Source organism: Streptomyces sp. NPDC057424 (assembly GCF_042803315.1).
Taxonomy (GTDB): Bacteria; Actinomycetota; Actinomycetes; order Streptomycetales; family Streptomycetaceae; genus Streptomyces.
In genome coordinates, this window is the sequence record NZ_JBHVCP010000072.1 from 1 (window position 1) to 23,272 (window position 23,272).

Genomic DNA, 23,272 nt, shown 5'->3' on the forward strand with positions numbered 1-23,272 from the left:
GCCCGTTCGGGGCCGCCCTTTCCGGCGCTTCGTACTACTTCTTCCTGCCGCGCTTCTCGCGCACCCGCACGGAGATGTGGATCGGTGTCCCGTCGAAGCCGAACTCCTCGCGCAGGCGGCGCTCGATGAAGCGCCGGTAGCCCGCCTCGATGAAACCTGAGGCGAACAGCACGAACCGCGGCGGCTTGGTGCCCGCCTGCGTGCCGAACAGGATGCGCGGCTGCTTGCCGCCCCGGACCGGGTGCGGGTGCGCGGCGACGAGCTCACCGAGGAAGGCGTTCAGCCGGCCCGTCGGGACCCGGGTCTCCCAGCCCGCGAGGGCCGTCTCGATCGCCGGGACCAGCTTCTCCATGTGCCGCCCGGTGCGCGCCGAGACGTTCACCCGCGGCGCCCACGCCACCTGGCCGAGCTCGGTCTCGATCTCCCTCTCCAGGTAGTAGCGGCGCTCCTCGTCGAGGGTGTCCCACTTGTTGTACGCGAGGACGATCGCACGGCCCGCCTCGACGGCCATGGTGACGATCCGCTGGTCCTGCACCGAGATGGACTCGGAGCCGTCGATCAGGATGACCGCGACCTCCGCCTTCTCGACGGCGGCCGCCGTGCGCAGCGAGGCGTAGTAGTCGGCGCCCTGCTGGAGGTGGACGCGCTTGCGGATGCCCGCCGTGTCGACGAACTTCCAGGTGACACCGCCGAGTTCGATCAGCTCGTCGACCGGGTCACGGGTGGTGCCCGCCAGCTCGTTGACGACGACGCGCTCCTCGCCCGCCACCTTGTTCAGCAGGGAGGACTTGCCGACGTTGGGACGGCCGATCAGGGCGATGCGGCGCGGGCCGCCGAGGCCGGCCCCGCCGAACGTCTGGCGCGGCGCCTCCGGCAGCACCTCGAGGACCTGGTCGAGCATGTCGCCGGTGCCACGGCCGTGCAGCGCGGAGACCGGGTGCGGCTCCCCCAGGCCCAGCGACCACAGGTAGGCCGCGTCGGCCTCGCCGCTCGGGCCGTCCACCTTGTTGGCGCACAGCACGATCGGCTTGCCGGCCTTGCGCAGCAGCCGGACGACGGCCTCGTCGGTGTCGGTGGCGCCGACCTTGGCGTCGACGACGAAGACGACCGCGTCGGCGGCCTCGATGGCGTACTCGGCCTGGGCTGCCACGGAGGCGTCGATGCCGAGGACGTCCTGCTCCCAGCCGCCGGTGTCGACGACCTTGAAGCGGCGGCCCGCCCACTCGGCCTCGTAGGTGACGCGGTCGCGGGTGACGCCGGGCTTGTCCTCGACGACGGCCTCGCGGCGCCCGATGATGCGGTTCACCAGGGTCGACTTGCCGACATTGGGGCGGCCGACGACGGCGAGCACGGGCAGCGGGCCGTGGCCCGCCTCCTCGATGGCGCCCTCGACGTCCTCGAGGTCGAAGCCCTCCTCCGCGGCGAGCTCCATGAACTCCGCGAACTCGGCGTCGCCGAGCGCCCCGTGGTCGTGCTCGTAGGCGCCCTCGGACGCGTCCGAGCCGTCGGGCTGGATGTGGTCGTTCATGAAGTCCGTACCTCGTCGTTCATCGTGGTGGTCGGTGGAGTACCCGCTGTGTTCCGGGCTGATCCACTACTCAGTGTCGCCTAGCGCCTGGTGAGGCGCCTGGCGTTTTCCAGGTGGGCCGCGAGCTGCTTCTGGATGCGCCCGGTCGCCTCGTCCAGCGCCCTGCGCGTCCGGCGTCCGCTGCCGTCGCCCGCTTCGAAGGGCTCTCCGAAGACGACGTCGACGCGCGAGCGCAGCGGAGGCAGCCCCTTTATCAACCGTCCGGGCCTGTCGGAACTTCCCAGCACGGCGACCGGCACGATCGGGGCGCCGCCGCGCACCGCGAAGTACGCGAGGCCGGCGCGCAGCGAGGCGAAGTCGCCCCCGCCCCGGGTGCCCTCCGGGAAGATTCCGAGCACGCCGCCGTTGTCCAGGACGCCGAGCGCCCGGGTGATCGCCGTGCGGTCGGTGGTGTCGCGGTCGACCTTCACCTGCCCGATGCCGAGCAGGAAGGGGTCCAGCGGCCCGATGAACGCTTCCTTCTTGATCAGGAAGTGCGTCGGCCGGGGCGCCACGCCCATGACCATCGGGCCGTCGATGTTGTGGGAGTGGTTGACCGCGAGGATCACCGGGCCGCTCGCGGGCACCCGCCAGGCGCCGAGCACGCGCGGCTTCCACAGCCCGTACATCAGGCCGACGCCGATGCGCCGCCCGACCTCGGCACCCCGTACCGAAGGCAGCTCGGTCACTTTCCGGCCCGCTTCTCCTCGACGAGGGTGACGACGCACTCGATGACCTGGGCCAGCGTGAGCTCGGTGGTGTCCACCTCGACGGCGTCGTCCGCCTTGGCGAGCGGGGAGGTCTTGCGGCTGGAGTCGGCGGCGTCCCGCTTGACCAGGGCCTCGCGGGTGGAGTGGACGTCGGAGCCCTTCAGCTCGCCGCTGCGGCGGGCGGCACGCGCCTCCGGGGAGGCGGTGAGGAAGATCTTGAGGTCGGCGTCCGGCAGCACGGTGGTACCGATGTCCCGGCCCTCCACCACGATGCCCCGCTCCGCGGAGGCGGCGATCGAGCGCTGCAGCTCGGTGATCCGGGTGCGCACCTCGGGCACCGCGCTGACCGCGCTGACCTTGGAGGTGACCTCCTGGGTGCGGATCGGCCCGGCCACGTCGACACCGTCGACGGTGATGGCGGGCCCCTGGGGGTCCGTACCGGAGACGATCTCGGGCTTGCCCGCGGCGGCGGCGATGGCGGCCGGGTCGTCGATGTCGATGCCGTTGGTCACCATCCACCAGGTGATCGCCCGGTACTGGGCGCCGGTGTCCAGGTAGCTCAGCCCGAGCTGCGCCGCCACGGCCTTCGAGGTGCTCGACTTGCCCGTGCCGGACGGGCCGTCGATGGCGACAATCACTGGCGTGGCGCTTTCCACAGTGGGGACCTTCCTGAACCGGACTCGGCGGGGGTGAGGGCGCGAGTGCCCCGCACAAGGTTACTGGGTGCGCGTCACTCGTCCGGCCGCGCATGGACGACTGCGGCCCTCGGTGGTGCTCGGCCCGTCCGGCGCTCGAGGACGAGGCCGTTCAGGCCGGAGCGGGGCCCGGGGGCGGCAGAAGCCGGCAGCAGCGCCCGGAACCGGCCGCAGCTGCTACTGCCGGAGCGCCCAGCCTCGCTCCCGCAGCGCGGCGCTCAGCACCGGGGCCGCCTTGGGCTCCACCATCAGCTGCACCAGACCGGCCTGCTGCCCCGTCGCGTGCTCGATCCGCACGTCCTCGATGTTGACGCCGGCCAGGCCCGCGTCGGCGAAGATCCGGGCCAGCTGCCCCGGCTGGTCGTCGATGAGAACGGCCACGACCTCGTAGACCCGCGGCGCGGACCCGTGCTTGCCGGGGACGCGGACCTGCCCGGCGTTGCCGCGCCGCAGCACGTCCTCGATCCCGCCGGCGCCCTCGCGGCGCTTGTGGTCGTCGGAGGACTGCAGGGCACGCAGGGCCCGCACGGTCTCCTCCAGGTCGGCGGCGACGTCCGTGAGCAGGTCGGCGACCGGCGCGGGGTTCGCGGAGAGGATGTCGATCCACATCCGGGGGTCGGAGGCGGCGATCCGCGTCACGTCCCGGATGCCCTGCCCGCACAGCCGCACGGCGGCCTCCTCGGCGTGCTCCAGGCGGGCGGCGACCAGGCTGGAGACCAGGTGGGGCATGTGGGAGACGAGGGCGACGGCCCGGTCGTGGGCGTCGGCGTCCATGACGACCGGCACGGCCCGGCAGTGCGAGACCAGCTCCAGGGCGAGGTTCAGCACCTCGGTGTCGGTGTCCCGGGTCGGGGTCAGCACCCAGGGGCGGCCCTCGAAGAGGTCGCCGGTCGCGGCCAGCGGGCCGGACTTCTCCCGGCCCGACATGGGGTGCGAGCCGATGTACGCGGACAGGTCGAGGCCGCGTGCCTCCAGCTCGCGGCGCGGCCCGCCCTTGACGCTGGCGACGTCGAGGTAGCCGCGTCCCGCACCGCGGCGCACGGCGTCGGTGAGCACGTCGGCCACGTGCGCGGGCGGGGCGGCGACGATCACGAGGTCGACGGGCCCGTCCGGCGCCTCGTCCGTGCCGGCGCCGAGCGCGGCCGCCGTACGGGCCTGCTCCGGGTCCGGGTCGGCGAGGTGCACGGTGACGCCCCGCTGGGACAGGGCCAGCGCGGCGGAGGTGCCGATGAGGCCGGTGCCGATGACGAGTGCGGTCCTCACTGGGCGATGTCCTTGCGCAGGGTGGCCGCGGCACCGAGGTAGACGTGGGCGATGTCGGCCCGGGGCCGGTCGGACTCGATGTGCGCGAGGACCCGGACGACACGTGGCATGGCGCCTTCGATGTCCAGTTCCTGGGCGCAGATCAGCGGCACGTCGACGATGCCCAGCTTGCGGGCGGCTGCCGCCGGGAAGTCGCTGTGCAGGTCGGGCGTGGCCGTGAACCAGATGCTGATCAGGTCGTCGGCGGCGAGGTCGTTGCGCTCCAGGATCTCCGTGAGCAGGGCTCCGACCTGCTCGTCCATGTGCCCGGCCTCGTCCCGTTCGAGTTGGACGGCGCCCCGGACCGCTCGTACCGCCACAGCGCTGCTCCTTGCTGACGTGCGTGTCGCTCTACGTCCGACAGCCTAGTCAGCCCGCGCGACCCGGGTGCGCGGCGCCCGCCCGGTGAGACGCCGGGATCGGCACCTTTGGGTAAGTTCGCTGCCAAGATGATGCATGTTCCGATTCGCCCCCTTCGACACCTTCGGAGTGACGACATGACCCACGAGACGACGCGCCGCACGGTTCTCCTCGCGACGGGTGCCACGGGCGCGGCGGCGCTCGTCGCGGCCTGCGGCGGGGGCGGCGACGACAGCGGTTCCGCGTCGACGAGCGCCACCGCGGGCCAGGCCCTGGCCGACACCGACGAGATCCCGGTCGGCGGCGGCAAGATCTTCAAGGACGAGAAAGTCGTGGTGACCCAGCCGGAGCAGGGGCAGTTCAAGGCCTTCTCGGCGATCTGCACCCACCAGCGCTGCACACTGGCGTCCGTCTCCGACGGCACGATCAACTGTCCCTGCCACGGCAGCAAGTTCCGCATCGCCGACGGCGCGGTGGCCCACGGCCCGGCGACCCGGCCGCTGCCCGCCGAGGACATCGTCGTGGAGGGAAACTCGGTCCGCCTCACCTGAGGGCCCGCGACCGGCCCCGCGGCGTCAGGCGTCCCAGAGCGCCCCGAGGGTGAGCAGGTCGCTCCGGTACTCGACACGGTCGGCCCACTCGGCGGGCCAGGCCTCCGCGCCCAGATACGCGCCCGCGAAGGCACCCGTCAGGCAGGCGATCGAGTCCGAGTCACCGGCGGTGCAGGCGGCGCGGCGCAGGGCCGTCACCGGCTCGTCGACGAAGAGCAGGAAGCACAGCAGCCCGGTCGCCAGGGCCTCCTCGGCGATCCAGCCCTCGCCGGTGGCCAGACACGGGTCGGTCTCCGGCGAGACGGTGCGCACGGCGTGCCGGAGCCGTTCGAGGACCTCCAGGCACTCGTCCCAGCCGCGTGCGATGAACCCCCCGGGGCTCGGGTCCCCGGCCCGCCGCCACAGGTCGCCGAGCCAGCGCTCGTGGTAGTGGCTGCGGTTCTCCAGGGCGTACGAGCGCAGCAGGCCGATCAGCCCGGTCGGCTCGGCGCCCTGCGCGAGCAGGCGTACGGCGTGTGCGGTGAGGTCGGAGGCGGCGAGCGCGGTGGGGTGCCCGTGGGTGAGCGCGGACTGCAACTGGGCGGCGCCCGCACGCTGTTCGTCACTCAGACCGGGCACCAGCCCGAGCGGCGCGACACGCATGTTGGCGCCGCAGCCCTTGGACTCGATCTGACTGGCGTCCTGCCAGGGGCGGGATTCGTCCTTCAGCAGATAGCAGGCCTTCATGCAGGTGCGGCCGGGAGCCCGGTTGTTCTCAGGAGACTGGTACCAGTTCACGAACTCCTCCCGCAGGGGCCTGGCCAGGCGCAGCGGGGTGAGCAGCCCCCGGTCCATCGCCGTCCGCACCGCCCGGCCGAGCGCCAGTGTCATCTGGGTGTCGTCCGAGACGAAGGCGCGCTTCGGCAGCTCCATCTGCCGCCAGGGCCCGCACTTGGCGAGGATCGAAGGGACGTCGTTGAACTCGGTCGGAAAGCCCAGAGCATCCCCGAGCGCGAGACCCGTGAGCGCTCCGGTGGCGGCCTGCTTGTGGACGAGCGTGGTCATGCGGGGCGTCCTTCCCGGGTGGGCCGGAGGAGAGGCGGGTGGAGGGCGGTGGCGGTTCCGGCGCGGTACAGCGCGGCGGGTTTGCCGCGGCCGCCGGTCAGTCGCGCGGCGCCCGGGACGGCTTCGACGAAGCCGGGTGTGGCGAGCACCTTGCGCCGGAAGTTGGGCCGGTCCAGCTCGGTGCCCCACACGGCCTCGTAGACCTGCTGGAGCTCGCCGAGGGTGAACTCGGGCGGACAGAAGGCGGTGGCGAGGCAGGTGTACTCGAGTTTGGCGCCGACGCGGTGGTGGGCGTCGGCCAGGATGCGGTCGTGGTCGAAGGCGAGCGGCCCCGCCGTGCCGTACGGCGTCCAGCGGGCCCGCGCGGCGTCGCTTCCGCCGTGGACCTCGGGCGCGTCGGGCAGCAGTGCGGCGAAGGCGACCGACACGACCCGCATCCGGGGGTCGCGGCCGGGTTCGCTGTACGTCCGCAGCTGCTCCAGATGCAGCCCCGAGACGTCGGACAGGCCGGTCTCCTCGGCGAGTTCGCGCCGGGCGGCCGTCTCCGCGGACTCGTCCGGCTGCACGAACCCGCCGGGCAGGGCCCAGCGCCCGGCATACGGCTCCTGCCCGCGCTCGACGAGCAGCATGTGCAGCGCGCTCTCCCGGAGGGTGAACACGGCGAGGTCGACGGTGACGGCGAAGGGTTCGTGGGCGTACTTGTCGTAGCCGTCCATGCACCTGCACCCCCTTTTATGGTCAGCACGACTATAAAAGGGGGTGCAGGTGACTCACAAGCCCCGGGAGGGGCTGGATCTCTAGAGGTCGACCTCCTGCATCAGCATCCCGACCTCCGTGTTGGACAGCCGCCGCAGCCAGCCCGACTTCTGGTCGCCCAGGGTGATCGGCCCGAAGGCGACCCGGACCAGCTTGTCGACCGGGAAGCCGGCCTCCGCGAGCATCCGGCGCACGATGTGCTTGCGGCCCTCGTGGAGGGTGACCTCGACGAGGTAGTTCTTGCCGGTCTGCTGGACGACCCGGAAGTGGTCCGCGCGGGCGTAGCCGTCCTCCAGCTGGATGCCGTCCTTGAGCTGCTTGCCGAGGTCGCGCGGGATGGGGCCGACGATGTGCGCGAGGTAGGTCTTCTTCACGCCGTACTTCGGGTGCGTCAGCCGGTGGGCCAGCTCACCGTGGTTGGTGAGCAGGATGACGCCCTCGGTCTCGGTGTCGAGCCGGCCGACGTGGAAGAGCCGGGTCTCGCGGTTGGTGACGTAGTCGCCGAGGCACTGCCGGCCCTCCGGGTCCTCCATCGTCGACACGACACCGGCGGGCTTGTTCAGCGAGAAGAACTGGTAGCTCTGCGTGGCGACGGTCAGCCCGTCCACCTTGATCTCGTCCTTCTCCGGGTCGACGCGCCGCCCCTGCTCCAGGACGATCTCGCCGTTGATCTCGACCCGGGCCTCCTCGATCAGCTCCTCGCAGGCACGCCGGGAGCCGAAGCCCGCGCGGGCGAGGACCTTCTGCAGCCGCTCGCCCTCCTGCTCGGCGCCGGGGAAGGTCTTCGGGAGCTTGACCTCCTTCTTCCCGGCGTACCGGTCGCGGTTGCGCTCCTCGACCTGCGCCTCGTACTCACGCGGGCGCGCCGGGGCCGTACGCCCCTGCTTCTGGGGCTGCTTGGGCCCGCCCTTGGCACCGCCACGGGCGGAGCCGCCGCGCCCGGACTTGGGGCCGTCCTTCGTCGCCCCGGGGCCCACGTCGTAGCGGCGCTCCTCGGGGCGGGGCTTGCTGGGGCGGCCCTGCCCCTGCTTCTGGTCCCTGTTGTTGCCGGCGCCGCGGTGGTTACCGCGTCCGCCGCTCTTGCCGCTGCCGCTGCTTCGCATCAAAGTTCCGTCTGGTCGTCTTCGTCGTCGGTACCCGGGCTGGCCGGGCGGCTGCCCGGCACGTCGTCAGGCGCGTCCGGGTCGAACGACGGTACGCCTTCCTGGGTCTCGGCCTCGATCGCCTCCGCCTCCGGGAGGAAGGGCGCGAGTTCCGGGAGCTCGTCCAGACCGCGCAGGCCCATCCGCTCCAGGAAGTAGTTCGTCGTCCTGTACAGGATCGCACCTGTTTCGGGTTCCGTGCCCGCCTCCTCTATCAGGCCGCGCTGGAGGAGGGTGCGCATGACGCCGTCGCAGTTGACTCCGCGGACGGCCGAGACCCGGCTGCGGCTGACCGGCTGCCGGTAGGCGACCACGGCCAGGGTCTCCAGGGCGGCCTGGGTGAGGCGGGCCTGCTGGCCGTCCAGGACGAAGCGCTCGACGGCCGGCGCGTACGCGGCCCGCGTGTAGAAGCGCCAGCCGTTCGCGACGTACCGCAGCTCGAAGCCGCGGCCCTGGACGGTGTACTCGTCGGCCAGCTCGCGCAGGGCGTCCGCGATCTGGCGCTTCGGCCGCTCCAGTATCTTCGCGAGGTGCTCCTCGGTCGCGGGCTCGTCCACCACCATGAGGACGGCCTCCAGGGCCGGTTTCAGATCCAGATCGGCGACGGTACGCAGTCCGGCCGGCAGGCCGGTCGTTGGCTCGCTCACGCCTTCTTCTCCTCCTTCGGCGGCTCGGGCGGCCGGTCGAACTCGTCGGTGACGGTCGGCGTCTCGTCCCCGTCCCCGCCGGTCCAGCGCACCAGCAGTTCCCCGAGCGCGGCCTCCTGCTCCAGCGCCACGGCCTTCTCGCGGTACAGCTCCAGCAGGGCGAGAAACCTCGCCACGACGGTCAGGGTGTCGTCGGTGTCCTCCACGAGGGCCCGGAAGCTGGTCTCGCCGAGCTCCCGGAGCCGGGCCACGACGATCTGTGCCTGCTCCTGCACGCTGACCAGGGGGGCGTGGATGTGGTCGACGTAGACCTGCGGCTTGGGCCTGGGCTGCATCGCCTTCACGGCGAGCTTCGCGAAGCCCTCCGCGCCGATGCTGATGACGACGTCGGGCAGCAGCTCGGCATGGTGCGCCTCGAGCCCGACGGTGCGGGGGTAGCGCCGGGCCTCGTCGTCGAGCCGCCCGCTGAAGATGTCGGCGATCCGCTTGTACGCGCGGTACTGCAGCAGCCGGGCGAACAACAGGTCCCGCGCTTCGAGCAGCGCGAGATCGCCCTCGTCCTCCACCTCGGCGGCGGGCAGCAGTCGCGCGGCCTTCAGGTCGAGCAGCGTGGCGGCGACGACCAGGAACTCGGTCGTCTCGTCCAGGTCCCAGTCCGGCCCCAGCGCCCGGATGTGGGCCATGAACTCGTCGGTCACCTTCGACAGCGCGACCTCGGTGACGTCCAGCTTGTGCCGCGAGATCAACTGCAACAGCAGATCGAAGGGGCCCTCGAAGTTGGCGAGCCGGACCTTGAAGACCCCGTCGTCGGCTGCCGTGGCGTCGTCGGCCGGGGACCGGGGGGCCGGGGCAGCCCCGGCAGACTCCGGAGCCCCGGACACCGGAGCCACGGACGCCGTCCCGGCGGACGGCCCGCCAGGCCCGTCCGCGACCGCCGGCCCGGCCGGATCCGGAGACCCGGCCACCGAAGCCGCAGGCTCCACTGCTCCGGGCGGCATTCCGGGCTCCGCCGGCGGCCTGACCGCTTCCACGGATCCGGCCGCAGAGGCCACGGGCCCGGCCGGGCCCGCATCCGCGGAGACCGCGCCTTCTCCTGCCGCGCCCGCGGGCGGGACTCCGGGCCGGGCCGTATCCGCCGGTCCCCCCACCTCGGCGGCGGACGACGGGGACGCCCCCTCGACCGCCGGCTGCCCGGCCGGCGGAGCCGTCGGGTCCGCCTCCGCGGGAAGCCTGGGCGGCTCGGCAGGCGCAGCCGCCGGTCCCCGGCCCAGCGCACGCCGGCGGCCGGCCGGGCCGCCGGGAGGAGGTGGGGGAACGTTCGAGGTCATGGCCCCCGCAGGCTACCGCTACCGCCCGCGCAGTCGTCGTACGAGGATGCTGGCGTCTCCGCGGGTCTCCAGGTCGGCCAGGACCACCGCGACCGCCTCGCGGACGATGCGCCCGCGGTCGACGGCCAGGCCGTGCTCGCCGCGGAGCACCAGACGGGCGTGCTCGAGGTCCATGAGCTCCTCGGCCGACACGTACACCGTGATCTTCTCGTCGTGCCGCTCACGGCCGCTGGGGCGGCGCGAGGGGTTCCGCCCCCGCTTGCGGGGCGCGGCCCCGGCGGCACCGGTGGCAGAACCTTCCTGCGCCGTCTGCCGGCGGGCGGAGCCGGAGCGCTCGGCGGCCGCGGAACGGCTGTGGGCCTCTCCGGCCTCGGCCGGCTCCGCGCCCGCCGCGACATGCTCGGCACCCTCGCCGTCACCGCCCTGGGCGGGCACCGACTGCGGCGCGTCCTCGGCCGCTGCCGCCGCCGCGTCGCCCTCCCCCGCCGGAGCGGGCACCCGGGCGTCGCCGTTGGCCTGACGCCTGGGCTGGGACGACTGCAGCGCCATCCCCCCTGTCGTACGGAAGAGTTCGTCGGCCCCCGGCAGACTCACTCGGCGTGACACCGGGCGAGCACCTCCCTGGCGAGCTGGCGGTAGGCGGCGGCACCGACGGAGTTGGAGGCGTACGTGGTGATCGGCTCACCGGCGACCGTGGTCTCCGGGAAGCGGACCGTGCGCCCGATGACCGTGTGGTAGACGTGGTCGTCGAACGCCTCGACCACCCGCGCGAGCACCTCACGGCTGTGCACCGTGCGCGAGTCGTACATCGTGGCGAGGATCCCGTCGAGCTCCAGCTCCGGGTTGAGCCGTTCCTGGACCTTCTCGATGGTCTCCGTCAGCAGGGCCACACCGCGCAGCGCGAAGAACTCGCACTCCAGAGGCACTATCACCTTGTGCGCGGCCGTCAGGGCGTTCACCGTGAGCAGGCCGAGCGAGGGCTGGCAGTCGATGACGATGAAGTCGTAGTCGGGCAGCAGCGGCTTCAGGGCGCGCTGCAGCGTCGACTCGCGGGCGACCTCGGAGACCAGCTGGACCTCGGCCGCCGACAGGTCGATGTTGCTGGGCAGCAGGTCCATGTTGGGGACCGCCGTCTTCAGCAGCACCTCGTCGGCCGCCATCCCCCGCTCCATGAGCAGGTTGTAGACGGTGAGGTCGAGTTCCATCGGATTGACACCGAGTCCGACCGACAGCGCGCCCTGCGGGTCGAAGTCCACGAGCAGCACCCGGCGTCCGTACTCCGCGAGCGCGGCACCCAGGTTGATGGTCGACGTGGTCTTGCCGACGCCGCCCTTCTGGTTGCACATCGCGATGATCTTCGCGGGACCGTGGTCGGGCAGCGGGCCCGGGATCGGGAAGTACGGCAGCGGGCGCCCGGTCGGGCCGACACGCTCCCGGCGCTGTCTGGCCGCGTCGGGAGCGAGAGTGGCCGCGTACTCGGGGTCCGGCTCGTACTCGGCGTCGGGGTCGTAGAAGTGCCCCTCGGGCAGTTCGTCGTAGTCGGCGAAGTGGTTGTGGGGCGCGCCACTTCCGTCGCCGGCCATGGCGTTCACGTGATGGCCATCCATCTTCTGGTGTGCTGTGTGAGTCGCCTGCTGACTCTGGTGGGCTGCGAAGGTGCGCACAGCGACGGAGCCGACAGCCGCGAACCCCGCAGGCTCCTGGTCCCGTGCAGGCATTCCTGGTTGACCACCCCCGGGAGTAAATGTCGACTCATTCACAAGTCGTCTTACCTCCTTGGTGACCAGGAAACTTCTAGACAGGTCAGCGTGGCACCATGCCGACAGCTGGCGACTCTATGGCGTGTCGGGCGTCCGCAGCAACACAATCCGCCGGACCCGGCCCGATGTGTCGGCAATGAAACATCCCGCTGTCAAGGGCGTACGGCCGTCGCACGGCAGGTTTCACCGGTGTGCGAATCGGTTGAAGGGTTACGTTCGAGGCGAGTTGCCCGAGAATCGCGAAGTGACCATACACACATCCGGCCGGACCTTGTCGGGCAAGGTCCGGCCGGGTGCGTGGCGTTGACGACCCGTGTTGACGTATCGCCTTTGCCTGCTGGTCACTTAGCCGACTTTCCGGCTGTGCCGGCTCAGCCGAGCAGCGAGGACAGCTCCACGTGCTCCACGCCGTGCGCCTCGGCGACCTCGCGGTAAACGACCTTGCCGTCGTGGGTGTTGAGCCCCTTGGCCAGTGCCGGGTCGCGGCGCAGCGCGTCCGCCCAGCCGTGGTCGGCCAGCTCGACGATGTACGGCAGCGTGGCGTTGGTGAGCGCGTAGGTGGAGGTGTTCGGCACCGCGCCGGGCATGTTGGCGACGCAGTAGAAGACCGAGTTGTGGACCTGGAAGGCCGGCTCGGCGTGGGTGGTCGGGCGGGAGTCCTCGAAGCAGCCGCCCTGGTCGATCGCGATGTCGACAAGGACACTTCCGGGCTTCATCCGCGAGACGAGCTCGTTGGTGACCAGCTTCGGGGCCTTGGCGCCGGGGATCAGCACCGCGCCGATGACGAGGTCGGCCTCCAGGCAGGCCTTCTCCAGTTCGAAGGCGTTCGAGACGACGGTCTGGATCTTCGTGCCGAAGATCTTGTCCGCCTCGCGGAGCTTGTTGATGTCCTTGTCGAGCAGGGTCACGTGGAAGCCCATACCGATGGCGATCTGCGCGGCGTTCCAGCCGGAGACACCGCCGCCGATCACGACCGCCCGCCCGGCCAGCACGCCGGGGACGCCGCCGGGCAGCACGCCGCGGCCGCCGTTGGCGCGCATCAGGTGGTAGGCGCCCACCTGCGGGGCGAGCCGGCCCGCGACCTCGGACATCGGGGCGAGCAGCGGCAGCGCGCGGCTGGGCAGCTCGACGGTCTCGTAGGCGATCGCGGTGGTGCCGGACTCCAGGAGGGCGTCCGTGCACTCCTTGGAGGCGGCCAGGTGCAGGTAGGTGAAGAGCGTCTGGTCCTTGCGGAGGCGGTGGTACTCCTCGGCGATGGGCTCCTTGACCTTCAGCAGCAGGTCGGCGGCGGCCCATACCTCGTCGGCGGTGTCCAGGATCCGCGCGCCCGCGGCGACGTACTCGGTGTCCAGGATCGAGGAGCCGGCTCCGGCGCCGCGCTCGATGACGACCTGGTGGCCGTGGCGGACCAGCTCGTGCACTCCGGCGGGGGTGATGGCCACCCGGAACTCGTTGTTCTTGACCTCGCGGGGGATGCCGACCTTCACGTCGATCACGGTCCTTGGCTCAGAGGGTATGGGGGGGTCTTACTAAGACATACCCGGGCACGCATGGGCACACCGGGAGAGACCGCAGGAGAACGTGCGGCAGAGCCAGTCTAATGAAGGTGTTCCCGCTGTCTAGCCTTTCATTACATCAATCTTCGACCGATGCGGTACGGATTTCGCAGGCGTCAGCGTCATTTTGAAGGTTTGAGTCGCCGAGAATCCGCTCGGCGGCCCCCCGGTGCAGCCCGGCAGACGCGGGATCACCCAGGTGTTCGAGGGTGTCGGCGACCCGCAGGTGCAGGGCGGCCTGCAGCCGCGGGTCCTCGGCGCGCCGCGCCCACTCCACGGCCTCCCGGCAGGTGCGCAGCGACTCCTCGGGCCGGCCCGCGTACTCCTGGACCCGCGCCAGCTCGCTCAAGGCCCGCGCCTGGGCGGCCACGTCGCCGTTCTTGCGGTGTCCCGCGATCGCGGCGCGCCAGTTCCGCAGGGCCTCGCCGTAGCGGCCCGCGAAGGTGTGGGCGGCGGCGATCCGCCCGTACAGCCGGGCGGCTTCCGCCCGCTCCCCCCGGGCCAGCCGCTCGACCAGGGCGCGGCCGAACCAGTCGGCGGCCCGGTCGAAGTCGCCGAGCTCCAGGTGCGCGCCGCCTACGGATTCCATCGCGCGGCCGGTCGCGTACGGGTCGTTCACCTCGCGCCCGGCGTCCAGCGCGGCCCGGTAGCGCGCCAGGGCGTCGGCCGTGCGGCCGGTACGGGCGTCGAGGTCGCCGAGATTGAGCAGCGCGGCGGCACGCTCACGGGGCAGGTCCCGGCGGTCGGCGACGTCGAGGACCATGCGGTGGATGTCGTAGAGGTCGGGGGCGGCGGCCTGGGTGCCGATGTGCGCCGCCATCGCTCTGACCAGCTGGGACATCAGCCGTCGGGCCAGGGTGTCCAGCTCCCCGTCGGCGACCGCGAGCCGGGCCGAGGCCAGCAGGGCGGGCCGGGTCAGGCGCAGCCAGTCGGCGGCCGCCCGCGGGGTGGGAAAGCGCAGGGCGCGCGGCATGTCGAGGAGCTTCTGGCGGGCCTGGGGGCTGTCGGTCTCGGTGATCGCCCGGCAGGCCTGGAGCAGGCGTACGGTTCGCTCCAGCATGCGGGCGCGGGCCAGCTGGAGCTCGGCCGGGCGTTCGTGACGCTCGGCGAGGAGCCGCAGCTGGGGGTACAGGCAGCCGGGCACCACGTACTGCGGCAGCGGGCAGTCCACGGCGTGCAGGAAGCCGAGGGCGACGAAGTCGTCGAGGAGGGTGCGGGCGCTGCCGACCGAGCAGCCGACGAGCGCGGAGGCGGTCTGCGGGTCGACGAGTCCGGCCGGGGCGAGGGCGAGCAGGCGCAGCATCCGGGCGGCGGTCGTGGGAAGGGCCGCGTAGGCGAGCCGGAACACCCGGGTCAGGGCGGTGCCCTCGGTGTCCTCGGCGCGCAGCTGCTTGGCCAGGTCGGAGACGGCGGCCTGGGGCCGGGCCGCGAGCCAGCCGCCCGCCAGCATCAGCGCGGCGGGCTGCCCCTGGCACTCCTCGGCGAGGCCCTCGGCGGCCCGGGGGTCGACGGTGATGCGGACCGAGCCGGTGTGCCGGGTCAGCAGCTCCACCCCGGACTTGGCGTCCAGGCCGCCCAGGGTGCACGGGCGGACGTCCGGAATACCGGTGAGGGGGCCTTCGGAGACCGCGACGACGAGGCAGTCCGGGGCGTCGGGCAGCAGGGCGTCGACCTGCTCGGCGTCGGCCGCGTCATCCAGCAGGATCAGGGCCCGGCGGTCGGCCAGGGCGGCGCGCAGGGCGTCGGTGAGGTCGTCCTCGCAGGCGCCGGCCGGTGCCTGCGCGTCCAGTGCGGTGAGGAGGTCCCGGGCGGCGCGTCCGGCGGGGACAGGGGTGCCGTCCGGGTCGGCCAGGCTCGCACGCAGTACCCCGTCGGGGTAACCGTCCGCGACCTGCCGTACGAGTTCCTCAGCGAGTGCGGTACGGCCCGAGCCGGGCCGGCCGGCGATGAGCAGCACGCGTGCACGGGGCGCCTTGCGGCCGGCCAGGGTGTCCAGTCCGGCGCGCTCGATGTCGGCGCGCAGTTCCTTCAACTCCCGTGTGCGGCCCAGGAACTCGCTCGCCCCGGCAGCGCGCCCGGCCGGCCGCACGTCGCCTGTCTCCACGACCTGATCCGTCACGGGCCACACTCCCGTCCCACCGCACACGCAAGCCCGCCGGGACTCCGGTTCGGGCGTGCCCCAGAGCCTAGTTCACGCTCTGCAACCTTCCCGGAGGAGCACGGCGGGCACGACGGGCACATCCCTCGATCGGATCAGCAGATCGTAGGACTGACAGCGTCGGGATACGCGCATGCAAGGGGCGCGGGGCACTGCGCGACCAGCCACGGCGGCGCCACACCCGGCCGACGGCCTTCGCGGCACCCACCTGTCGCGGCACCCCCGGCGGAGCGCCTACGCCTCGAACGGACGCGCCGGCCACGGCGCCTGAGCCGGGCGCAGGGCGTCCAGGCCGTCGCCGCCCCGGGCGGCCACCAGGGAGAGCACGCCCACGACCAGGCAGTTGTTGTGGAGCTCGCCGGCCAGCACGCCCCTCACGAGGTCCTCGACCGGCACCCGGCCGAGTTCCATGTCGGCCTCTTCCTCCTCGACGGCGAAACGCTCGCCCTGGGCCTCGGAAAGGTCGCGTGCGAGGAAGATCCGGACGGCCTCGTCGCAGCCGCCGGGCGTGGTGTAGACGTCGGTCAGCACCCGCCAGTCCTCGGCCTTGACGTGTGCCTCCTCGTACAGCTCGCGCTGCGCGGCGTGCAGCGGGTTCTCACCGGGGACGTCGAGCAGTCCGGCCGGGATCTCCCACAGCCGGTGGCGCACGGGGTGGCGGTACTGGCGCAGGACCAGGACGCGGTCGGACTCGTCGAGGGCGAGGACGGCCACGGAGCCGGGGTGGACCTGGTAGTCACGGCCGACCACGGTGCCGTCGGGCATGACCACGTCGTCCGTGCGGACGGAGGTCTTGTTGCCCACGAAGGGAGTCTGAGTCGCCCGGATCTCCCACTCCTCCGGGGTGTCCTTGATCGTCATGCCTGTCCTTCCACGTGCCACACGACCTGCCGAAACGAAACCGGGGTGCACACCCTTTGAAGGGATGCACCCCGGCCACCGTACAACTGGTGTGTTACTTCGAAATCTTCCGCTCGACCGAGGCCTTGACGAGCCCGGCGAACAGCGGGTGCGGACGCGTCGGCCGCGAGCGCAGCTCCGGGTGGGCCTGCGTGGCGACCAGGTACGGGTGGACGTCCCGCGGGTACTCGACGTACTCGACGAGCTTGCCGTCCGGCGAGGTGCCGGAGAACAGGATGCCCGCCTGCTTCTCCAGCTCGGCGCGGTAGGCGTTGTTCACCTCGTAGCGGTGCCGGTGGCGCTCCTCGACGTACTCCTTGCCGTCGTACACCTCGCGCACGATCGAGCCCTCGGCCAGCTTGGCCGGGTACATACCGAGCCGCATGGTGCCGCCCATGTCACCCTCACCGGCGACGATGTCGAGCTGCTCGGCCATGGTGGAGATGACCGGGTGGGAGGTGGCCGGGTCGAACTCGGTGGAGTTGGCGTCCGTGATGCCGGCCAGGTTGCGCGCGGCCTCGATCACGATGCACTGCAGGCCGAGGCAGAGGCCGAGCAGCGGGATCTTGTTCTCGCGGGCGTACTTGATCGCGCCGACCTTGCCGAGCACACCGCGGTCGCCGAAGCCGCCGGGGATGCAGACGCCGTCGACGTCGCCGAGCTGCGCCGCAGCACCGGCCGGGGTCTTGCAGTCGTCGGAGGTGACCCACTTGATCTTCACGCGGGCCCGGTTGGCGAAGCCGCCGGCCCGGAGGGCCTCGGTGACCGACAGGTAGGCGTCGGGCAGGTCGATGTACTTGCCGACCAGGGCGAGGGTGATCTCGTGGTCGGGGTTGTGGACGCGGTCGAGCAGGTCGTCCCAGGTCGTCCAGTCGACGTCCCGGAACGGCAGGTCGAGCTTGCGGACGACGTAGGCGTCCAGGCCCTCGCCGTGCACGGTCTTCGGGATGTCGTAGATGGAGCGGGCGTCGGGGCAGGCGACGACGGCGGCCTCGTCGACGTCGCACATCAGCGAGATCTTCCGCTTGATGGCGGTGGGCACCTCACGGTCGCAGCGCAGCACGATCGCGTCCGGCTGGATACCGATGTTGCGCAGGGCCGCAACCGAGTGCTGGGTGGGCTTCGTCTTCAGCTCACCCGAGGGGCCGATGTACGGCAGGAGCGAGATATGGACGACGAAGACGTTGTCACGGCCGACCTCGTGGCGGACCTGGCGGACCGTCTCCAGGAACGGCAGCGACTCGATGTCGCCGACCGTGCCGCCCACCTCGGTGATCACGACGTCGACCTCGTCCGTCGCCATGCGGCGGATGCGGTGCTTGATCTCGTTGGTGATGTGCGGGATGACCTGCACGGTGTCGCCCAGGTACTCGCCGCGGCGCTCCTTGGCGATCACCGTGTTGTACACCTGGCCGGTGGTCACGTTGGCGGAGCCGTCGAGGTCGCGGTCGAGGAAGCGCTCGTAGTGGCCGATGTCCAGGTCGGTCTCGGCGCCGTCGTTGGTGACGAACACCTCACCGTGCTGGAAGGGGTTCATCGTGCCCGGGTCCACGTTCAGGTACGGGTCGAGCTTCTGCATCACGACGCGCAGACCGCGGGCCTTGAGCAGCATGCCGAGGCTGGAGGCCGTCAGGCCCTTGCCGAGCGAGGAGACGACACCCCCGGTGACGAAGATGTGCTTGGTCGTCGAGTTACGAAAAACGGCGGGCGGCATGGCCAAGGCGGGGCTCCCGTGGTCGCGGTCTGGGGGTGCGGTGCGGCTGCCCGCCGGAAATCTCCGGGGTGCCGTCGCTGCGGTTCGGGGGTTCCCTGTCGGGAAGGGGCCCACCGGTCCACGGGCTACCAGCGTATCAGCGCCGCGGGGCGATGGCTTCCGGCCACGCTCCGCACACATCCCGACACGGAGACGATCACCGTCACCGCTCTCTCACCCGTTGCTCACTCGTTCGGCGTACTCGCCTTGCCGGGACGGGCCCCCGGATCATCCGCGTGCGTCGTATCCTGCTCGGACACTCGCTGCCGAGCCCGTCCGGCCCAACGGCACCACCCCCCGCCCGTAAGCACCGGAACAACGTGAGCTCGTCAGTTCGTTGAGTAACAATTGGCGCTTTGCGTCACGGCTGAGTGACCTGTTTTGCTTCATCGCTCAACGACGCATTGCAAGACCTGCTGAACCCCCCTTGACCGCACTAGCGACAGCCCCCTCGTGGGGTGACGTGGCCGTTCGACTGGAGTTGCACGTGGCCGGGCGCATCGAAGACTACGCACTCATCGGAGACATGCAGACCGCCGCGCTGGTCTGCCGGGACGGCACAGTGGACTGGCTGTGCCTGCCCCGCTTCGACTCGCACGCCATCTTCGCCGGCCTGCTGGGCACCGAGGAACACGGCTTCTGGCGGCTCGGACCCGCGTACGCCTCCGACCAGCAGCCCCCCACCGCCGCGCGGCGCAGCTACCGGGGCGACTCGCTGGTCCTGGAGTCCGAGTGGGACACGCAGCGGGGCACGGTCCGGGTGACCGACTTCATGCCGCCGCGTGACGGCGCCCCGCAGCTGATCCGGATCGTGGAGGGCGTCTCGGGCCGGGTGCCGATGCGCTCGGCGCTGCGGATGCGGTTCTCCTACGGGCGGGTGGTGCCGTGGGTGCACAAGCACGAGGGGCGCACGGTGGCCGTCGCGGGTCCCGACTCCGTGTGGTTCGACACATCCGCGGAGACCTACGGCAAGTCGCTGACGACGTACGCGGACTTCACGGTCGCGCCGGGTGACCGGATCGCGTTCACGATCTCCTGGGAGCCCTCGCACAAGGAGCCGCCGCCGCTGCCCGAGCCGGAGCAGTCGCTGGAGGCGACGGAGGACTTCTGGCGCGAGTGGGTCGACCACTGCACGTACCACGGCCCTTACCGGGAGGCCGTGATCCGGTCGCTGATCACGCTGAAGGCGCTGACGTACGCCCCGACCGGCGGCATCGTCGCCGCGCCGACCACCTCCCTGCCGGAGGACATCGGCGGCGTGCGCAACTGGGACTACCGCTACACGTGGCTGCGCGACGCGGCGATCACGCTGTCCTCGCTGCTGCGTACCGGCTACCGCGAGGAGGCCCGCGCCTGGCGCGAGTGGCTGCTGCGGGCCGTGGCCGGCGACCCGGAGAACCTCCAGATCATGTACGGCATCGCCGGCGAGCGCGAGCTGGGCGAGGCGGAGCTGGACTGGCTGCCGGGCTACGAGAACTCCGCCCCGGTCCGGGTCGGCAACGGCGCGGCCCACCAGCTCCAGCTGGACGTGTACGGCGAGGTCACCGAAGCCCTGCACCTGGCCCACATGACGGGCCTCGCGCGCAACGACTACGCCTCGCTGCTCCAGCTGAAGCTGATCCGCTACCTGGAGGACCACTGGCAGGAGCCGGACGAGGGCATCTGGGAGGTGCGCGGCCCGCGCCGCCACTTCGTCCACTCCAAGGTGATGGCCTGGGTCGCGGTCGACCGCACGATCAAGCTGATCGAGTCGGGCGACGCCGACGGCCCGCTGGAGCGCTGGCGGGAGCTGCGCGACGACATCCACCGGGACGTGTGCGAGCGGGGCTACGACAAGGAGCGCAACACCTTCACGCAGTCGTACGGCTCGAAGGAGCTGGACGCGTCGCTGCTGCTGATCCCGCAGATGGGCTTCCTGCCGCCGGACGACAAGCGGGTCATCGGCACGATCGAGGCGATCCAGCGGGAGCTGTCCACGCCGGACGGCTTCATCCTGCGCTACCCGACCTCGGGCGGCGACGAGGGCGTCGACGGCCTGCCCGGTGACGAGGGCGCGTTCCTGGCCTGCTCGTTCTGGATGGCCGACGACCTGGCGATGATCGGCCGCGTGGACGAGGCTCGCAAGCTGTTCGAGAAGCTGCTGGCCCTGCGCAACGACCTCGGCCTGCTGGCCGAGGAGTGGGACCCGCGCCTGCAGCGTCAGGTGGGCAACTTCCCGCAGGCGTTCAGCCATGTGCCGCTCATCGACACGGCCCTGCGTCTGACGGCTTCGGGCGCGTACGGCGGCTGAGCGGGGCGTCCCGCGGGGGTGTCACTCCGGCCTGAGGGCCGTGAGCGTGCGCTCCCCCGCGGAGTCCCCGGCCGTGGCCGGGACGAGGGCGATCTCGTCGAGTCCCGCCTCGGCGTATGCGGCGATGCGGGCGCGGACGGTATCGGTGTCGCCGACGAGGGCGACCGTGCCGGCTGCTTCGGGCGGCAGGGCCTCCAGCAGGGTGTCCGGGTCGGCGCCCTTGGCGGCCAGCTCGACGACCTCGGCGAACCCCGCGTCGACGAACATGTCGCTGTAGCCCGGCACAGCGAGGTAGCCGACGACGCTGCGCAGGACCTGGGCGAGCGACTCCGGCTCCGGCTCCACGGCGGCGGGCAGCCAGGCGGCCAGCCGCGGCGGCGTACACCCCGTCTTCTCGGCCGCGGCGAGCATCCGGGCCCGCAGCATCCGGACCTGCTGGGGCGAGACGATGTCGAGCAGCATCCGGTCGGCGTGCCGGACGGCCGCGGTGACGGCGCGCTCTCCGAACGCCGCGACGGTGACCATGCCTCCGGGCGGCGGCAGCCGGCGCAGGAAGCCGCTGCCGGGCACGATCGGCTCGCCCGGTACGCCGTCCATCAGCTCCCGCACGGTTTCGGCCGACTCCTCCAGGGCTGCGGCGGGCCGGGTGCGCGGCCGGCCGTGCACGCCCTCGACCACGCGCTTGCTGGAGGTGCCCAGGGCCACGCCGACGGGCCGGCCGGTGACGGCCGCGGTGGAGGCGGCGCCCCGCACGATGGTGAGCGGGTCGCGCACCGACACCGGCATGGGCCCGGCGGTCAGCGCGACCTGCTCGGTGGCCGCGCCGATCGCCGTCGCCAGGACGAACGAGTCCCACGTGGGTCCCTCCCCCGCCCACACCTCCCGGTACCCGAGCCGGTCGGCGAGCACCGCGACCCGCAACGGCTCCCCGGCCGGAGTGTCGTCCTCCCGCCCCACCGCGACCACGCTTATGTCCATGACAGCGCCCGTACCCGGTCGATCACGCCGTACTCCGGGGAGGTGCGCCACGGGAGACGGGAGCTGATCGTCTGGGTGCCCCTCCGGAGATGTCCGGGAGGCACCCGCGCGGGTAGCGTCCGCACATGGACAGCGGGACGGACAGCGGTTACGACACCCAGGGAGCCGGAATCACCGTGCAGCGGGCGCTGGAGCTGCCGGGACTGCGCAGCGGGCTGCCCGAGGTGCTGGCGGGCGCCGAGCGGCTCGGCCGGACCGTGCGCTGGGTGCACGCCGGCGAGGTGCCGCACATCGCCTCCCTGCTCAAGGGCGGCGAACTGCTGCTGACGACGGGCTACGGCCTCGGCACCCGCCCGGCCGAACAGCGGGCGTTCGTGCGCACCCTGGCCGAGCGCGGCATCGCGGCCCTGGTCGTGGAGCTCGGCCCGCGCTTCACCCGGCTGCCCGCCGCCCTCGTCGACACGGCACGGACGGCCGGGCTGCCGCTCGTCCAACTGCACCGCGAGGTGCCGTTCGTCACGGTCACGGAGGAGGTCCACACCGAGATCGTCAACGGCCACTACGCGCTGCTCCAGCGGGCCGAGGAGGTGCACCGGCGGTGCACGCAGGCGGTGCTGGGCGGCGGCGGCGTGCCCCAAGTGCTCGGCATCCTGGCCGACTTCGCCGGCAATCCCGTGTTCCTGGAGACGGCGGACGGGCAGTTGCTGTACGCGGCCGGGGCCGGTCCCGAGGGCGCGGGCCCCCTCCAGGTGTGGGAGGGGCTGCGTGGGCAGCACAAGGACGAGCCGCCGCTCGCGGGTTCGGTCCTGGTGGACGTGCCGGGTGGCGGGCCGGGCAGTGGCGGGGTCCGGGCGCGGCTGGTGCTGCTGCCCGTGCGGGCTTCCCTGGCGCCGGTGCACCGGATGGCGGCCGAGCGGGCCGCGGGCATCCTGGCCGTGGTGCTGATGCAGGCGCGGCAGGAGGAGGAGCTGGCGGCGAGCGGGCGCGGCGACTTCCTCACCGACCTCGCCGAGGGCCGGGTCACGGCCGAGGACGCCCCGGCGCAGGCACGCGTGCTGGGGTTCCGGCCTGGCGAGGGCCCGCTGCTGCCGGTGGTCATGCGGCTCGGTGACGCCCTGTCCCCGGGCGGCAGCTGGGCCGTGCCGGCCCGGGCGATCTCGGAGGAACTGGCGACGGTGGGCGTGCCGGTGCTGCTCGGGGTGCGGCCGGCGGAGGGCCGGGTTCTGGTGCTGCTCGGGCTGCGTGGGGAGCCGGAGCGGGCGGCGGTCGCGGACCGGGTCGCGGCGGCGCTGCGGGCCGGTGTGGGACGGGCCGGGATGCCGCGGCCGGGCGGGCAGCCGCCCGTCGTGGTCGTGGGGACGGCCGGCGGCTGGACGGCTGCGGCCTCGGGCCTGCGGCACGCGGCCGAGACGGCCACGGCGGCCCAGGGCCTGCCGGACCGCCCCTGGTACGACGCCCGCCGCCTCGACATCGACCTGTTGCTGTGGCGGCTGCGCGACCACCCGGACCTGGCGGCCTTCGTCGGCCGCGCCCTCGGCCCGCTCCTGGAGCACGACCGCCGTTCCCGGCCGCCGTTGCTGCCCACGTTGACGACGTACCTCGCCCACGCGGGACGCAAGGCGGAGACGGCCCGGGAGCTGCATCTGAACCGGCAGACCCTGTACAACCGCCTGGCGCGCATCGGGGAGTTGCTGGGCACGGACCTCGACGACCCGCAGACGGTCCTGGCCCTGAGCCTGGCCCTGCGGGCCCGCAGGCACGTGCCCTGAGGGCTT

At 72.3% G+C, this 23,272-nt stretch carries 20 protein-coding genes; 3 read left to right on the forward strand and 17 right to left on the reverse strand.

The features are described 5' to 3' along the window. Nucleotides 1–34 precede the first annotated feature (34 nt). The 5 genes from der to aroH all read right to left on the reverse strand — a co-directional run bounded on the left by der (nucleotide 35) and on the right by aroH (nucleotide 4,594). Entirely contained in the window at nucleotides 35–1,528 is a 1,494-nt protein-coding gene (der, locus tag ACFU3E_RS34255; RefSeq protein ID WP_384167344.1) for a ribosome biogenesis GTPase Der, read from the reverse strand. An 80-nt stretch (nucleotides 1,529–1,608) separates the two neighbouring features. Beyond that, nucleotides 1,609–2,256, reverse strand: coding sequence for a lysophospholipid acyltransferase family protein (locus ACFU3E_RS34260; protein ID WP_384167346.1), 648 nt, complete (start codon nucleotides 2,254–2,256; stop codon nucleotides 1,609–1,611). Continuing rightward, nucleotides 2,253–2,915 (reverse strand): (d)CMP kinase, encoded by a 663-nt coding sequence (gene cmk, locus ACFU3E_RS34265; RefSeq protein WP_384167349.1) that lies wholly within the window; start codon nucleotides 2,913–2,915, stop codon nucleotides 2,253–2,255. The genes ACFU3E_RS34260 and cmk overlap by 4 nt, the downstream gene beginning before the upstream one ends. Nucleotides 2,916–3,149: 234 nt before the next feature. Beyond that, nucleotides 3,150–4,235 (reverse strand): prephenate dehydrogenase, encoded by a 1,086-nt coding sequence (locus ACFU3E_RS34270; RefSeq protein WP_384167352.1) that lies wholly within the window; start codon nucleotides 4,233–4,235, stop codon nucleotides 3,150–3,152. Further along, nucleotides 4,232–4,594 (reverse strand): chorismate mutase, encoded by a 363-nt coding sequence (aroH, locus tag ACFU3E_RS34275; RefSeq protein ID WP_356664710.1) that lies wholly within the window; start codon nucleotides 4,592–4,594, stop codon nucleotides 4,232–4,234. Before aroH ends, ACFU3E_RS34270 begins: the two co-directional genes overlap by 4 nt. A gap of 177 nt (nucleotides 4,595–4,771) precedes the next feature. Here aroH and ACFU3E_RS34280 point away from each other — a divergent pair, with 177 nt between their 5' ends. Beyond that, nucleotides 4,772–5,185 (forward strand): Rieske (2Fe-2S) protein, encoded by a 414-nt coding sequence (locus ACFU3E_RS34280; RefSeq protein ID WP_384167355.1) that lies wholly within the window; start codon nucleotides 4,772–4,774, stop codon nucleotides 5,183–5,185. Nucleotides 5,186–5,209: 24 nt separating this feature from the next. On the opposite strand, the gene ACFU3E_RS34285 is transcribed toward ACFU3E_RS34280, so the two are convergent. The 11 genes from ACFU3E_RS34285 to ACFU3E_RS34335 all read right to left on the reverse strand — a co-directional run bounded on the left by ACFU3E_RS34285 (nucleotide 5,210) and on the right by ACFU3E_RS34335 (nucleotide 18,190). Then, on the reverse strand, nucleotides 5,210–6,229 hold the full coding sequence (locus ACFU3E_RS34285; protein ID WP_384167358.1) for an ADP-ribosylglycohydrolase family protein: 1,020 nt from the start codon (nucleotides 6,227–6,229) through the stop codon (nucleotides 5,210–5,212). Further along, entirely contained in the window at nucleotides 6,226–6,945 is a 720-nt protein-coding gene (locus ACFU3E_RS34290) for an NUDIX domain-containing protein (protein WP_384167360.1), read from the reverse strand. Before ACFU3E_RS34290 ends, ACFU3E_RS34285 begins: the two co-directional genes overlap by 4 nt. An 81-nt stretch (nucleotides 6,946–7,026) precedes the next feature. Further along, entirely contained in the window at nucleotides 7,027–8,088 is a 1,062-nt protein-coding gene (locus ACFU3E_RS34295; RefSeq protein ID WP_384167363.1) for a pseudouridine synthase, read from the reverse strand. After that, nucleotides 8,088–8,774 carry an SMC-Scp complex subunit ScpB gene (gene scpB, locus ACFU3E_RS34300; RefSeq protein ID WP_384167366.1) on the reverse strand — a complete coding sequence of 229 codons (687 nt, stop codon included), beginning with the start codon at nucleotides 8,772–8,774 and terminating at the stop codon, nucleotides 8,088–8,090. Before scpB ends, ACFU3E_RS34295 begins: the two co-directional genes overlap by 1 nt. After that, complete coding sequence (locus ACFU3E_RS34305) at nucleotides 8,771–9,772, reverse strand: segregation and condensation protein A (protein ID WP_384167369.1); 1,002 nt, start codon at nucleotides 9,770–9,772, stop codon at nucleotides 8,771–8,773. Before ACFU3E_RS34305 ends, scpB begins: the two co-directional genes overlap by 4 nt. A 348-nt stretch (nucleotides 9,773–10,120) precedes the next feature. Beyond that, the gene (locus ACFU3E_RS34310) at nucleotides 10,121–10,708 is read right to left on the reverse strand and encodes a hypothetical protein (RefSeq protein ID WP_384167372.1); all 588 of its coding nucleotides are present in this window, start codon (nucleotides 10,706–10,708) and stop codon (nucleotides 10,121–10,123) included. After that, entirely contained in the window at nucleotides 10,693–11,820 is a 1,128-nt protein-coding gene (locus ACFU3E_RS34315) for a ParA family protein (protein WP_078615342.1), read from the reverse strand. The genes ACFU3E_RS34310 and ACFU3E_RS34315 overlap by 16 nt, the downstream gene beginning before the upstream one ends. Nucleotides 11,821–12,233: 413 nt before the next feature. Further along, the gene (ald, locus tag ACFU3E_RS34320) at nucleotides 12,234–13,358 is read right to left on the reverse strand and encodes an alanine dehydrogenase (protein ID WP_384167375.1); all 1,125 of its coding nucleotides are present in this window, start codon (nucleotides 13,356–13,358) and stop codon (nucleotides 12,234–12,236) included. A gap of 139 nt (nucleotides 13,359–13,497) precedes the next feature. Continuing rightward, a complete protein-coding gene (locus tag ACFU3E_RS34325; protein WP_384167378.1) occupies nucleotides 13,498–15,537 on the reverse strand; it encodes a tetratricopeptide repeat protein in 2,040 nt (679 codons plus the stop codon). A gap of 273 nt (nucleotides 15,538–15,810) precedes the next feature. Next, on the reverse strand, nucleotides 15,811–16,437 hold the full coding sequence (locus tag ACFU3E_RS34330) for an NUDIX domain-containing protein (protein ID WP_384167381.1): 627 nt from the start codon (nucleotides 16,435–16,437) through the stop codon (nucleotides 15,811–15,813). Between the two features lie 94 nt (nucleotides 16,438–16,531). Beyond that, nucleotides 16,532–18,190 carry a CTP synthase gene (locus ACFU3E_RS34335; protein ID WP_384167419.1) on the reverse strand — a complete coding sequence of 553 codons (1,659 nt, stop codon included), beginning with the start codon at nucleotides 18,188–18,190 and terminating at the stop codon, nucleotides 16,532–16,534. Between the two features lie 526 nt (nucleotides 18,191–18,716). Here ACFU3E_RS34335 and ACFU3E_RS34340 point away from each other — a divergent pair. Further along, nucleotides 18,717–20,519, forward strand: a complete 1,803-nt coding sequence (locus ACFU3E_RS34340) for a glycoside hydrolase family 15 protein (RefSeq protein ID WP_384167422.1) — start codon at nucleotides 18,717–18,719, stop codon at nucleotides 20,517–20,519. A gap of 21 nt (nucleotides 20,520–20,540) precedes the next feature. Here the strand turns inward: ACFU3E_RS34340 and ACFU3E_RS34345 are convergent, their stop codons facing one another. Further along, nucleotides 20,541–21,497, reverse strand: a complete 957-nt coding sequence (locus tag ACFU3E_RS34345) for an LLM class F420-dependent oxidoreductase (RefSeq protein WP_384167384.1) — start codon at nucleotides 21,495–21,497, stop codon at nucleotides 20,541–20,543. Between the two features lie 125 nt (nucleotides 21,498–21,622). Here ACFU3E_RS34345 and ACFU3E_RS34350 point away from each other — a divergent pair, with 125 nt between their 5' ends. Next, nucleotides 21,623–23,266 (forward strand): PucR family transcriptional regulator, encoded by a 1,644-nt coding sequence (locus ACFU3E_RS34350; protein WP_384167387.1) that lies wholly within the window; start codon nucleotides 21,623–21,625, stop codon nucleotides 23,264–23,266. Nucleotides 23,267–23,272 lie beyond the last annotated feature (6 nt).

Bases quoted from the DNA above. Each gene is read 5' to 3' on its own strand.
- der (WP_384167344.1), bottom strand. From the start codon at position 1,528: ATGAACGACCACATCCAGCCCGACGGCTCGGACGCGTCCGAGGGCGCC.
- ACFU3E_RS34280 (WP_384167355.1), top strand. From the start codon at position 4,772: ATGACCCACGAGACGACGCGCCGCACGGTTCTCCTCGCGACGGGTGCC.
- ACFU3E_RS34285 (WP_384167358.1), bottom strand. From the start codon at position 6,229: ATGACCACGCTCGTCCACAAGCAGGCCGCCACCGGAGCGCTCACGGGT.
- ACFU3E_RS34290 (WP_384167360.1), bottom strand. From the start codon at position 6,945: ATGGACGGCTACGACAAGTACGCCCACGAACCCTTCGCCGTCACCGTC.
- ACFU3E_RS34295 (WP_384167363.1), bottom strand. From the start codon at position 8,088: ATGCGAAGCAGCGGCAGCGGCAAGAGCGGCGGACGCGGTAACCACCGC.
- ACFU3E_RS34305 (WP_384167369.1), bottom strand. From the start codon at position 9,772: ATGCCGCCCGGAGCAGTGGAGCCTGCGGCTTCGGTGGCCGGGTCTCCG.
- ACFU3E_RS34315 (WP_078615342.1), bottom strand. From the start codon at position 11,820: ATGCCTGCACGGGACCAGGAGCCTGCGGGGTTCGCGGCTGTCGGCTCC.
- ACFU3E_RS34330 (WP_384167381.1), bottom strand. From the start codon at position 16,437: ATGACGATCAAGGACACCCCGGAGGAGTGGGAGATCCGGGCGACTCAG.
- ACFU3E_RS34335 (WP_384167419.1), bottom strand. From the start codon at position 18,190: ATGCCGCCCGCCGTTTTTCGTAACTCGACGACCAAGCACATCTTCGTC.
- ACFU3E_RS34345 (WP_384167384.1), bottom strand. From the start codon at position 21,497: ATGGACATAAGCGTGGTCGCGGTGGGGCGGGAGGACGACACTCCGGCC.
- ACFU3E_RS34350 (WP_384167387.1), top strand. From the start codon at position 21,623: ATGGACAGCGGGACGGACAGCGGTTACGACACCCAGGGAGCCGGAATC.